This is a genomic window from Prochlorococcus sp. MIT 1307, assembly GCF_034092395.1.
Taxonomy (GTDB): Bacteria; Cyanobacteriota; Cyanobacteriia; order PCC-6307; family Cyanobiaceae; genus AG-363-K07.
This window is the reverse complement of sequence record NZ_CP139301.1, coordinates 1,372,968-1,385,390: the sequence shown is the minus strand read 5'-3', so window position 1 is coordinate 1,385,390 and position 12,423 is coordinate 1,372,968. Positions and strand designations below refer to the sequence as shown.

13 protein-coding genes and 1 tRNA gene are annotated in these 12,423 nt (G+C 41.1%); 7 read left to right on the top strand and 7 right to left on the bottom strand.

Features of this window, described 5'->3' with window-relative positions:
• Nucleotides 1-129: 129 nt before the first annotated feature.
• Nucleotides 130-639 (bottom strand): RNA helicase, encoded by a 510-nt coding sequence (locus SOI82_RS07055; protein WP_320666745.1) that lies wholly within the window; start codon nucleotides 637-639, stop codon nucleotides 130-132.
• 104 nt (nucleotides 640-743) lie between these two features.
• Complete coding sequence (locus SOI82_RS07050) at nucleotides 744-1,292, bottom strand: SprT family zinc-dependent metalloprotease (protein WP_320666744.1); 549 nt, start codon at nucleotides 1,290-1,292, stop codon at nucleotides 744-746.
• A 122-nt stretch (nucleotides 1,293-1,414) separates the two neighbouring features.
• Between SOI82_RS07050 and SOI82_RS07045 the strand changes: the two genes are divergently transcribed.
• Together SOI82_RS07045 and ligA are read left to right on the top strand one after the other, a co-directional pair.
• A complete protein-coding gene (locus tag SOI82_RS07045; RefSeq protein WP_320666743.1) occupies nucleotides 1,415-1,831 on the top strand; it encodes a hypothetical protein in 417 nt (138 codons plus the stop codon).
• Nucleotides 1,832-1,868: 37 nt separating this feature from the next.
• Nucleotides 1,869-3,980, top strand: coding sequence for an NAD-dependent DNA ligase LigA (gene ligA, locus SOI82_RS07040; RefSeq protein WP_320666742.1), 2,112 nt, complete (start codon nucleotides 1,869-1,871; stop codon nucleotides 3,978-3,980).
• A gap of 167 nt (nucleotides 3,981-4,147) precedes the next feature.
• On the opposite strand, the gene SOI82_RS07035 is transcribed toward ligA, so the two are convergent.
• The 3 genes from SOI82_RS07035 to SOI82_RS07025 form a co-directional block, all read right to left on the bottom strand.
• Entirely contained in the window at nucleotides 4,148-4,771 is a 624-nt protein-coding gene (locus tag SOI82_RS07035; protein ID WP_320666741.1) for a TVP38/TMEM64 family protein, read from the bottom strand.
• 16 nt (nucleotides 4,772-4,787) lie between these two features.
• A complete protein-coding gene (locus tag SOI82_RS07030; RefSeq protein WP_320666740.1) occupies nucleotides 4,788-7,586 on the bottom strand; it encodes a valine--tRNA ligase in 2,799 nt (932 codons plus the stop codon).
• Between the two features lie 62 nt (nucleotides 7,587-7,648).
• A complete protein-coding gene (locus tag SOI82_RS07025; RefSeq protein WP_320666739.1) occupies nucleotides 7,649-8,104 on the bottom strand; it encodes a protein phosphatase in 456 nt (151 codons plus the stop codon).
• Between the two features lie 58 nt (nucleotides 8,105-8,162).
• Here SOI82_RS07025 and SOI82_RS07020 point away from each other — a divergent pair, with 58 nt between their 5' ends.
• Complete coding sequence (locus SOI82_RS07020) at nucleotides 8,163-8,420, top strand: hypothetical protein (protein WP_320668374.1); 258 nt, start codon at nucleotides 8,163-8,165, stop codon at nucleotides 8,418-8,420.
• 161 nt (nucleotides 8,421-8,581) lie between these two features.
• On the opposite strand, the gene SOI82_RS07015 is transcribed toward SOI82_RS07020, so the two are convergent.
• Together SOI82_RS07015 and SOI82_RS07010 are read right to left on the bottom strand one after the other, a co-directional pair.
• A complete protein-coding gene (locus tag SOI82_RS07015) occupies nucleotides 8,582-8,947 on the bottom strand; it encodes an AIR synthase (RefSeq protein WP_320666738.1) in 366 nt (121 codons plus the stop codon).
• Nucleotides 8,948-8,970: 23 nt separating this feature from the next.
• Nucleotides 8,971-9,042: transfer RNA gene (locus tag SOI82_RS07010), tRNA-Val, on the bottom strand.
• Nucleotides 9,043-9,097: 55 nt separating this feature from the next.
• Between SOI82_RS07010 and SOI82_RS07005 the strand changes: the two genes are divergently transcribed.
• The 4 genes from SOI82_RS07005 to speB all read left to right on the top strand — a co-directional run bounded on the left by SOI82_RS07005 (nucleotide 9,098) and on the right by speB (nucleotide 12,409).
• Entirely contained in the window at nucleotides 9,098-9,577 is a 480-nt protein-coding gene (locus SOI82_RS07005) for a metal-binding protein (protein ID WP_320666737.1), read from the top strand.
• A gap of 39 nt (nucleotides 9,578-9,616) precedes the next feature.
• Nucleotides 9,617-10,432 carry a nucleoside triphosphate pyrophosphohydrolase gene (gene mazG / locus SOI82_RS07000; protein ID WP_320666736.1) on the top strand — a complete coding sequence of 272 codons (816 nt, stop codon included), beginning with the start codon at nucleotides 9,617-9,619 and terminating at the stop codon, nucleotides 10,430-10,432.
• 217 nt (nucleotides 10,433-10,649) lie between these two features.
• Nucleotides 10,650-11,513 carry a polyamine aminopropyltransferase gene (speE, locus tag SOI82_RS06995; RefSeq protein WP_320666735.1) on the top strand — a complete coding sequence of 288 codons (864 nt, stop codon included), beginning with the start codon at nucleotides 10,650-10,652 and terminating at the stop codon, nucleotides 11,511-11,513.
• A complete protein-coding gene (gene speB / locus SOI82_RS06990) occupies nucleotides 11,510-12,409 on the top strand; it encodes an agmatinase (RefSeq protein WP_320666734.1) in 900 nt (299 codons plus the stop codon). Before speE ends, speB begins: the two co-directional genes overlap by 4 nt.
• Nucleotides 12,410-12,423 lie beyond the last annotated feature (14 nt).

Genomic DNA, 12,423 nt, shown 5'->3' with positions numbered 1-12,423 from the left:
AACTACAAAGAAAGTTATGAATTTTATAAGTCTAATCAAAAGACCACCAATATTCACAAACTAAAAATCATTGAAGGTTTGTGGCGTCCTGATATAGAGAATCATAAAAGAGTTGCATAGAGCAAAAAATTATCGTCTTCGACTTGACCTAGGCAAAGGACGCCTTTCTGACCTTCCTGATTCGCGCCTCTTCTCCACAACCTTTTGAGAATCATTATTATCATTAACTCGACCACGTTGCCATCTTTCTAGACGAAAAGAAGATGGTTCTGGCCAAGAATCTTTATCGAAGTTGTCCTGAGATTCTTTAAAAGAAAGAGAGCTAGCCTTTGGAACTCTCCGAGAAATTGCATCTAAAGGTTTCTTACCACTGGAAGAGGTCATCTGAGACTCTGTTTGCCAAGGCTCTAACCAACTATCCTCATCTTCAAGAAACCAGTCAACCTTCTCACCAACCCATCGTCCAACCTTCTCTAAATTCGCACCTGTAAATCCTATTGAATTGCGCCGACGTATACCAGGTCTATTACCAGCTACTCCATCAACAAACTGGCGCCCCGTCTCAATCCATTTGTCCACACGACGATCTAAAGGCTGTCTAAAGCTCTGACGCTTGTAACTTGGCCGGCTTGAATCCATTGAAAAAACTAGCGACGCCTACTTTGCAACCAATGCTCTCGTTGGCACCCAATAAAAGCAATCGAAAGCCCGCTTATCTCTAGCACAAAAAAAAATATATCCATTTAACCCTCATTAGAAGCAGGTTCATAGCTAAGTAAGCAACTCGGATGCCAATTGCCGCCATGGTAAGTATTACAACATTGCTTACAAGCCGCACCACGCAAAAGGCGCTTGTACGGAAAGCGGTTGCTACAACTGGGGCACACAGCCCACCACTTAGGCACATCAACCGGAACAGGAAATTTGTGGCGGACACTCACATGAAACCTTTTTTGAGTGGAATTAATTGCATCCATACGCGCATGAAAGTTGGGACCATGGCTTTCTGAAACACCTAAAACCAAATCAATCCATGCATGGATCATTTCATGGCAAAGAGTACTTTCAGTAGCAGATTGAGGCAGGTTTTCCAAAAGAGGGCGAGACAGAACAATCTCAGATCTATACCTATCACTTATTTTTTGTGTTCGACGATAGAAGCCAGCTGTTTTTCGCAAGCGCCCATCACTCCATCGCACAGACACCATTGGTTTCGATCCAAGAGTTAACGCCTCTTCAAAGTGTTCTCGATTGAAATAATGAAACAATGGTAAAAGTGGCACCAATGGCATTAATACAAGCTGGGCAATGCCCTGCCTAAAACAATTTAAGTCTGGCGAACAATTACTATCTCTGAAAGTCTCTCGTTTCTTCAGTTAATAAGTCAGACTCACTAATCAGTTGGATTAATCAAATGGATGGGGCACTACTAAAGGAGATCGGAACCAAATCACTACTGGTTGGAGCTGCCGGACTCCTAGTCTTTTGGACAGTAAATGCTTTAAAGCTTGTTATCAGCGCAAGAGGCATCAACCCACTGGTGAAAAAATTCTTCAACCAAATAGCTGAAGGCCGAATTGATGCGGCTTACCTCCTAACTTCAAAAAATTATCGTCAACATGTCAGCAGACAGGATTTCTTAAAGTTTCTAGCCGGCTTACAGCTGAACAAATACAGAAATTTAAAATCAGGTCGACCTCGAATAGAAGATAAACAAATCATTTTGACGTTAAAGCTCAAATCCGAAGACAAACAAAATGAATTGCCCTTAGATTTTACTTTCAGAAAAATTGAGGAGAACTGGCGTATAGATCGCATCGTTAAAGTTTGAAGCTCAGCAGTAATTAAAAATTCTTAGAAGTTCTTCGGTGTCCTCATCATTAACTGAACTAATTCAACGTGCTGAAGAGTTACGCAATCTCCTTAATAAAGCTGGGCATGCATACTACGTGCTGGATGCACCATTCATGGAGGATTCCATCTATGATCGTCTGTATAGAGAACTACTAGATCTTGAAGCACAGCAACCAATATTAATTACACCTGATAGCCCCTCTCAACGCATCGGAGAAAAAGCTGAAAAAGGGTTTGAAAGTACCAAACATCGAATACCTTTACTTAGTCTTGATAATGCTTTTAACCTCGAAGAGTTAAAGAACTGGTATTCAAAACTTCAAAAATTAGTTAAGCAAAGGCAAAAAAATAACGTAGAAAGCTCACATTGGGAAATGGTTGGCGAGCTCAAAATTGATGGAAATGCTCTAGCACTAAGCTATTCCAATGGAGTTCTTGTAAAAGCAGCAACCAGAGGAGACGGTTCTCAAGGTGAAGAAATCACAGCAAATGTAAGAACTATTACTTCCGTCCCTCTGTCTTTACAAATAAACAATCCACCTCAATGGTTAGAAGTCCGAGGAGAAGCATTTTTACCAAATCAACAGTTTTCTGCAATCAACAAAGATCGTGAAATCAAAGGCGAAAATCTATTTGCAAATCCTAGAAATGCATGTGCAGGTACCTTGCGCCAATTAGATCCAAAAGTAGTTGCATCAAGACACCTGGACTTCTTTGCTTACTCAATTCATTTACCAGAAAAATGGACAGCTCAAGAAAAGGATTTCTGCACGCCAACCGAACAATGGCAAGCACTGGAATTTCTCAAAGCTGTGGGTTTCAAAGTCAATCCCAACACTGAACTTCTCAAAAATTTCTATGAAGTGCAGACCTTTTTCTCCAAGTGGGAAACTCAAAGGCAAACCCTGGCTTATGCAACAGATGGAGTAGTAATCAAACTCAATAACTTTGACCTACAACAAAAAGCAGGATTTACACAAAAAGCACCTCGTTGGGCAATAGCACTCAAATACCCAGCAGCAGAAGCACCAAGCAAACTAGTAAAAATCACCTATCAAGTAGGAAGAACTGGTGCAGTAACCCCAGTAGCTGAATTCCAACCAATTTCACTCGCGGGGACATCAGTCAGTAGGGCGACACTACATAACGCAGATCGGTTGGCAGCAATAGATTTACACGATGGAGACACAATTATTATTCGGAAAGCTGGCGAAATAATTCCAGAAGTAGTTCGTGTTCTACAAGAACTACGGCCTGCTAACGCAAAAAAAGTACAACTACCTGAGCACTGTCCTGAATGTCAGTCCAAGCTAATTCGAGCTAAAAATGCAGCAGCCACTCGCTGCATAAATACAAGCTGCCCAGCAATACTTCGAGGTGCCCTCAGCCATTGGGTCAGTAAAGAAGCCATGAATGTTGAAGGCCTTGGAAAGAAGCTTATAGAACAATTAGTCCGCCGTGGCCTAGTTAAATCGATTGCCAACCTCTATGAACTAGATATTTCGCTACTAATCAGTCTTGAAAGGATGGGTCCAAAATCTGCAGAGAATCTAATCGCTGCACTATCTGAATCTAAAAAGCAACCCTGGCACAAACAACTCTATGGTCTTGGAATACATCACATTGGGGAAACCAATGCGAAAGCACTGGCTAATGCTTTCCCAAATGTTTCAGAACTAGCAGCCACAATCTGCAAATCACCTGAATTAATTCAGCCGATTTATGGCATAGGGAGCGAAATCATTCAATCTCTAGAACAATGGTTCTCAAATCCAAGTAATCAAGAATTAATTAGACATTTAAAACAATTGGGATTTTCATTGGCTACGACTAAAGAAGAAAGAACAATAAATTCAATTCAAAAAAATGCCCTGTCTAATCAGATAAAAGGAAAAACTTTCGTACTGACAGGAACATTACCCACTCTTAGTCGAAACCAAGCCAAATCTCTAATAGAAAGAGAAGGGGGAAAAGTAACCTCATCAGTCAGCACAAATACTGAATATGTAGTAGCTGGAGAACAAACGGGACGCAAACTCAAAAAGGCGATAGAGCTCGGTATAACAATTATCAACGAATCTGAATTAAAGAAACTGCTCTCCCTCGAAAACATCTCTAATATGTAGTTATTTGAATTAATGACTCCCCCTAAAATTTATTCTTGGATTAAAACTCCTTGCGGGAGAGCTAAATATGCAGAGTTAGAAACTCAAAAAGGCGTCCTGGCTCGCATAAGGCTCGGATGGTTCATAATTTTTGCAGCAATCAGAGATTGGAATCTTACAAATCCAGATCAAGATATCAATTCTGAGGAATCCTGAAGAGCGCGTCTAGCCGCACGAGAAACCAACCAAACAACAGATAATGTGGCAAGTAAACCTACTAAACGTAGAACAGAAGAATAAAAGTCTTGACTACCTGAAAGAACCTGATTAAATCGAGCAATATCTCCAGCTATTGAACCAAGGCCACAAAACAATATAGTTCCAGGCAAAATACCTATCAAGCCAATTGTGTAATCACGGAAACTAACATCGCTTAAACCATAGACAAAGTTCAACAAACTGAACGGGAAGGCAGGAGACAACCGAGTAAGCAAAACCAGTTTCAATCCATCCCGACTGACAGCTTTTTGAACTGCTTGCAATTTTGGTCGTTTAGCAAGACGACGCTGAGCCCAGTCACGTAACAAAGTGCGGCCAAGAAGAAAAGCAACTTCTGCTCCGATACACGCTCCTAAAAACACTAAGAAACTTCCCACCCAAATCCCATAAAGAGCACCTGCAAGCATTGAAGCCCACACTCCTGGCAACAAAAACGTTACCCAAACTGCATATAGAGGAATAAATATTGCTCCTCCTATTGGAGTTTGCAAAAAAGGAAGAAATTGCTCCAACCAAAAACTTGAATCAAACATTATGTAAATAACTCATTCAATCTAAATCAGACAAACGTCTACGAGCCAAAGAAGCCTGCACTTGGACTTCAGACAACTTGGCTCTACATTCAGATACAACATTACCTGGTGCTTTTGCAGAAAAATTAGGATTAGCTAAACGACTAGATAAATCCATAATTTCTTTATCAGCCTTAGCAAGATCCTTATGCAAACGAGCTCGTAAGTCATCAAGATCTACCAAGCCCTCTATAGGCAAAAGAACCTCCAATTCTCCACTAACTCCTGCAAGAGCTTTTACAGATGATTGTAAATTTGCTTCTTGTGGTGATAGAACTTCCAACCTGTTTGCACGGGTAAGAACCTTAATATCCATTGTGGCCTTTTGAAGCGTTACGGCTAGCTCTTTCTTAGAAGTAATAAAACGAACCGGCACTTCTTGAGAAGGCTTCAACCCTGCTACAGCTCTAAGATTTCGCACCAAGCGAATAGAGGCAAATAAATCGCAAAAAGATGTCTCAAGTTCATCATCCAAATAGCACTCATCAAGTTCAGGCCAAGGTTGTAAAGCCAGCAATTTTGCCTCAGGTGCACCAGTGAGGGCATGCCAAAGCTCCTCAGTCAAATGTGGCATCAATGGATGCAGCAATACTAAATACTCACTCAAAACCTTGAATAAAACTTTTCGAGCTGTTATCTGATCCACTAATGCGATTTCTTGATCAACTTCTACTGGATTAAGTCGACGCTTAATCAATTCTAAATACCAATCACAAAAATCATTCCACGCAAATTCATACAAAACCTTTGCCGCTTCACCAAGACCATATGACTTATAACGCTTTGCACTCTCAGCTTTGACTCGAGTTAATCGAGACAAAATCCAACGATCAGCCAACTGCAAAGTTTTGGGGTCTAATTCACCCAACTTTTCAGTTGGTTCACTACCAAGATTTATCAATGCAAATCTCGTGGCATTCCACAATTTATTAGCAAAATTCCTAGCTGCCTCAACAGTTACCGAAGTCTTTTTCTTCCGGTCATAATCCAAACGTATATCTTGGCCAGCACCAGCAACTTCTCGAACTAAAGCGAAGCGAAGCGCATCTGTGCCATAACGGTCAATCAACAACAACGGGTCAATACCATTACCTGCGCTTTTGCTCATCTTTCGGTTTTTTTCATCTCTAACTAACCCATGGATATAGACATCCTCAAATGGCATGCGCCCAGTAAAAACAGCAGCCATCATGGTCATTCTCGCCACCCAAAAGAAAATAATGTCAAACCCTGTGACCAACGTGCTCGTGGGATACCAACAGTCCAAATCCTCACTATTTTCATCAGGCCAACCCAATGTAGAAAAAGGCCAAAGTCCACTTGAAAACCAAGTATCTAAAACATCCTCATCCTGACAAAGGTCAACAGTCTCCCCATATAAATCATGAGCTTGCACAAATGCCTCATCTTCAGATGAGGCAACTACATATGGAGTCTTATCCGTTATCTTCCCATCTGTCTCGCTGACAACAAACCAAGCTGGAATACGGTGCCCCCACCACAACTGTCTACTTATACACCAATCACGAATATCAGTAAGCCAATCGCTATAAACTTTCTCCCAGCGCTCAGGAACAAATCGAGGTTCTCCTTTAACTAAATATCCTCGACATCTAGAGGCTAACGGCTCCATGCGAACAAACCATTGAGTCGAAAGCAATGGCTCAACGGGAACCTTACCTCTCTCTGAATACGGCACACTATGAGAATGTTCCTCTACTTTCACTAAAAAGCCTTCATCCTCTAAAGCAGCAACTACAGCCTTACGAGCCACAAAACGATCTAAACCTTCAAAACGTCCAGCGTTCTTATTCATAGTGCCGTCCTTATTCATGACGGTAATGAGAGGTAATTTGTGACGTTGCCCTACCGCAAAATCATTTGGATCATGTGCTGGAGTGACCTTGACACAACCCGTACCAAAAGCTTTATCAACATGTTCATCTGCCACAATAGGTACTTCACGTCCAACCAGCGGCAAAGTAACGGACAGACCAATGAGATGGCTATAACGTTCATCTAAAGGATTCACTGCAACAGCTACGTCACCCAGCATGGTTTCAGGACGAGTAGTAGCCACTTCAAGAAAAGTAGTTCCATTACTCACTGAACCACTCGTAAGTGGATAGCGAAAATACCAAAGATGTCCATCAACCTCTTTCATCTCAACTTCTAAGTCACTTACAGCCGACCCAGAAGCTGGACACCAATTGACAAGATATTCACCTCTATAAATCAAACCCTGCTGATGTAAAAGAACAAAAGCTTTTGAAACTGCTTGACTAAGCCCTTGATCAAGAGTGAAACGTTGTCTTCGCCAATCAACCGAAAAACCCAAACGTCGTAACTGATCAACTATTCGACCGCCACTTTCAGCTTTCCAAGACCAAGCACGCTCTAAAAAGGCTTCTCGTCCTAACTGCTCTGGGCTAATACCCTCAGCTTTTAGTTGTTTTTCAAGGATAGTTTGCACCGCAATTGAGGCATGATCGGTACCTGGTAAGCAAAGAACGTTCTTCCCTTGCAACCTCTGAAATCTGACAATTGTGTCAATTAGGGCAGTATTAAATGCATGCCCCATATGGAGACTGCCTGTCACATTTGGTGGCGGAATCATCACCGAAAAAGGCTGTCCAGGACTATTTGCATCTGGATGAAAGGCATCTGTTTCTTCCCATACCCTCTGCCAACGACGCTCTGTCCCCGCAGAGTCATATGTCTTAGGCAAGGCATCGGATGCCTTACGCGAAGCGGCCGATCCGTCCAACTCAGTCAAAACAAAATTGAAGAATATTCAAAACCATGCTCGCAAAACACTGTTTAAAAAAAATTTCCAAATCAATCATCTGTCTCAATTGATTTCCAAGGTATAGCAATCACAGCATCCAACTCTTCCCAACAAGTTTGATCAAGCTCGACTCTTTCAATCAACCCCAACTGGTCTAGAAGCTGCTCAGCCTGCTCGAGAGTGATGGAACAAGAATTAATAGGCATAACCAATACCCTCGATTCAGAAGGGTCAGCCATTACCTTCAAGGAAAAATTATAAGCAACTCTCTCGAAAAAAATCCTTCGCATACGAGCCGTCAAAGGAGATCCCAACGCTTCCACAAACTGCTCAATACTCCCTCTTTCTCCAGATAAACCAACATTCAGCGTCATCCAAATCAGAAATTTCACCCAACTATCCAAAGTCCAAAGAGGTTTGAAACTATCTCTTTGTTGTAGAACCAATTCATCCAGGGCAAAATCAAATAATTTGGCCTGAATATCAGCTTGCTGTGATTTTTCCATAACAGACATCTTCACGACTTAAAGTCAGAGTGGAATTGCCTTAAAACTGGCATTACCCATAATCATGGATCTAAACGACCCCGAACTCGAATTTTCCGATCTGGTGTATGCCTATCAAAGCTGGGTGATGGCAATCATTAATGATGAAAAGTTAGAAGGCGGAGAAACGCTTTTAACAGATGAGATTGCTGATGATGCCCTCAATGCTATGCGTTTTCTTCCTGGTGAAGTCACGAGCGCTATTGAAACCAGTCTTGCGCGTGTTTACGACGTGGACTCAGATGAACTAGCTGCTTTGCTCTTTCCTGAGGACTAACATTTCACATAAAACAATATTGGGACAAGCGATAATTCAACCTCAACTTACGAGCTTTAATGGCAATATAATGAACGTGTTAAAGCCAGTCTGTAATTGACATATGAGTTTTTAAATCTTTTATGTTTTTCTTATTGTATAAAATCCTTTAATGACAGGTGTTAATTATTTTTCTTTCCTTTCCTGCCTGCTAACAATCTAAACCCTGCTCCACATGCACAACATTCAGACCCTTCAGGAGGACTAATTAAAAAACCTCCACCACTTAAATCACCGTAATAATTCAGCCTTAAACCTTTTAATAGATCTAATTGCTCAACAGGAGCATATAGCGTTACCCCATCAGTACGAGCTACTGGTATTCCATTGTTTTGACCAGGTTGCAACCGTATATGAAGCCAACCTTCATCACAGGTATCTTCTAACAAATCAAGATGCATAGCACCAGGTTGCCCTGCAAAAGAAGCCTGACGACCTAACTCTGCAGCAGCTGAGGAAGTAATAATCAGACTTATGCCCTTTTTCATGGCAATGTGCTTATCAAAAGGAATGGGCGATCCAGGGTTCGAACCAGGGACATCCTGCTTGTAAGGCAGGCGCTCTACCGCTGAGCTAATCGCCCATTACCACAATTCTGCCCCACCGAGTTCCTCTCAGCAGCATCTAATTAAAAAGCAATGGCCTCCGGTAAGGAACACGACACATCCACAAGGTGGTGGGCAGCACCGTTTGCTCTCACGATTGCCCTGGTAATCGACCTAGAAAGCGGACTAATTAGTGGAACAGCCTTTTTCATTGGAGGCCTTTGGCTTTCGCCCGATCTTGATACAAAATCAATCCCACTAAAGCGTTGGGGCATCCTTCAAGGATTGTGGTGGCCATATAGAAAGGCCATTTCACATCGTTCAATACTTTCCCATAGCCCTGTTATTGGAACATTCTTGAGAGTGGCTTATTTACTTGCTATCACGACTGTCATCCTTTTGTTACTGCACTCTTTAGGATTTACTGACACTAAACAAACAATCCGTTGGCTCAGCGAATTAATCAAACACAACCCTAAACAGAGTCTTATGGTTTTAGTTGGACTAGAAGCTAGTGCTTGGCTTCACCTAATGAAAGATGGTGATCCATTACCAAAGAGATGGTGGAAATAAAGTTATGAATCCTAAGAAAAGCCTTTTAAAGCTTCAATTATGAATTTCGAAAAGCCTATTCAATCAGCAAATGCCATTATTGAGCTAAAAGATATTGTAGCCAAACTACGTTCACCAAAAGAAGGGTGTCCATGGGACATAGAGCAAACGCATTTATCTTTAATCCCATACTTACTCGAAGAAGCATATGAAGTTGCAGATGCAATACGCCATAAAAACGAAGAAAATTTAAAGGAAGAGCTAGGAGATTTACTATTGCAAGTTGTTTTACATGCCCAAATTGCAGAAGAAGGTCAACGATTCTGTTTAGAAGATATTGCAAAGAGTATCAGCCAAAAATTAATCCGTCGTCATCCTCATGTTTTTGGCAATCAAAAAGCAAATAACATAGAAGAGGTTAGAAAAATTTGGGAATCAATAAAAATAAAAGAAAAAAAATTAGACACACCTAAACAAAGCATAAGTGATGATTTAAAAAAGAGAATTCGTTCCCAATCAGCAATTAGTGGGTCGATGCAAATTTCTCAAACAATAACTAAGCTCGGGTTCGAATCTAACAACTTCGAATGCATTTGGGAGAAAGTTAATAAACAGTTAATAGACCTAAAAGAAACTCTGGAGACAAAAAAAGTTACTCATGCAGAAGAAAAGTTAGGCGATCTATTATTCACACTTATAACCATCTCTAATCATAATAAAATCAACCCAGAAGAGGCTCTTGCAAGAAGCAATAAACGTTTTTTAGAACGATTTTCATTCATTGAATCAACTCTGGCAAAGGAAATCTCAAAATACTCATTAAAAGAGCTGAGAGAGATTTGGAAAATCTCAAAAGAAAGCATTAGTCAATCATAAAAGACAATAAAGGCTTACGCTTGTATCAAACAAATTATTTATTTAATCGAGTCACTTAAACTTAAAACCTACCAAGCCAAGTTTCTACAGATCCTCATAATATCTCGATATAGCTATTCAAGCCACACTACTTTGATCATCCTTTGACGATTCACTCAAGCGACTTTCCAACTTAAACAAATTTGAGCTAAATAGATAAATAAGTATTCTCCTTTACATGGCATCACTACCAACAACCTTTAACGACTGGATTGATGAATATCACGAAGGAGTTCGATATGGACTTAACGGAAAAGTCTTAATTGATGAAAACAGCCGACATCAAAGGATCACATTAATAGAAAGCAAGCGTTATGGAAAAGGACTCTTGCTAGATGGGCGTTGGATGACTGCAGAGCATCAAGAAAGGCATTATCACGAATGCCTAGTTCATCCAGCACTATGTAGTGCGAAACATCTCAATCATATTTTGATAATTGGTGGAGGCGATGGGGGAACGGCAAGAGAGTGTCTTCGCCATAAAGGAATAGAGCACTTGGCAATGGTAGAAATTGATAAGCGTGTAGTGGAATTAAGTCAAAAGTATCTACCAAGCCTTGGTGGTGATGCGTGGAGTGATCCACGTCTCCAAATCAACATCAACGACGGCATTACTTGGGTTGCAAACGCAGCAGATGCCTCCTATGACGTTGTAATTGTGGATGGATCAGACCCAACAGGACCTGCGAAGGGTTTGTTTAATCAAGCCTTTTTCAAAAATTGCAAACGAATACTTCGTCCTGGTGGGGTTTTTGCAACTCAAAGCGAATCTCCAGAGGCATTTCGTCAAATCCATATAGAAACTGTGCAATTAATTCGTCGAATCTTTGAATTTGCTGACCCCCTTTATGGATCAGTTCCTATGTATCCAAGCGGGTGGTGGAGTTGGACCTTTGCCAGTACAGATAGTCCCCGTTATAAAAGTCCATTTTCACAAAGAGTCCAACAAGTATCCAATCAATGTGAAATTTGGAGCCCACGGTGGCAACAAGGAGCCTTTGAAGCGATACCTGCCTTTATTGAGAGAGAATTACACAAATGACTTATCAAGAAGTGCACTGCAACGCATCCTTCAACACTGAAGGAGCCATTTTTATGGGTGCCAATCGCATATCCAAAGGATGCAAAGTTGGCATCTTTGGGGTTCCATATGATGGCACTACATCATTCCGACCAGGTGCTCGTTTTGGCCCATCTTCAATTAGAGAAGTAAGCAGCAGCCTTGAAACTTATTGTCCTCAATTAGATCTTGATCTTGAATCACTGGCATTCGCCGATTTTGGCTCATTAAAAATTCCATATGGAGCCCCTGAAGCAGTTGTCAATGAAGTCAATAAAGCGACTCAATATCTATTAGCTCTAGGAATACGACCATTAATACTCGGAGGTGAACATTCCATAAGTGTTGGAGCTGTCAATGCAACTGCTCAGGAAAACCCTGACCTAATCCTATTGCAACTTGATGCACATGCTGACCTACGAAAAGAATGGTTAGGTAGCACCCATAGTCATGCTTGTTCAATGCGTCGCTGTCTCGAAGTTCTTCCCAGTAAACAAATATTCCAATTAGCAATTCGAAGTGGTACCCGCGAGGAATTTCAAGAGCTGAAAGACCAAAACCAACTCATACCACATATACATGGTCAACCAGCAACTTATCTAGAAAAAGCATTAATGCCGCACCTAGGCAAAGCAATTTATCTAACTGTTGATTTAGATTGGTTCGACCCCAGCATCATGCCTGGAACTGGCACTCCCGAGCCTGGAGGTTTTTTTTGGCAAGATTTTGCTGCAATAATCGACGTTCTAAAAAAACATAATCTCGTAGCCGCTGACATAGTGGAATTATCTCCTCAACTGGATCATTCTGGAATCAGTAGCATCCTTGCAGCAAAAGCAACCAGAAGCTTAGTAATGCTTCTGAGTACTTGCACCTAAACGAGCTTAAAAAT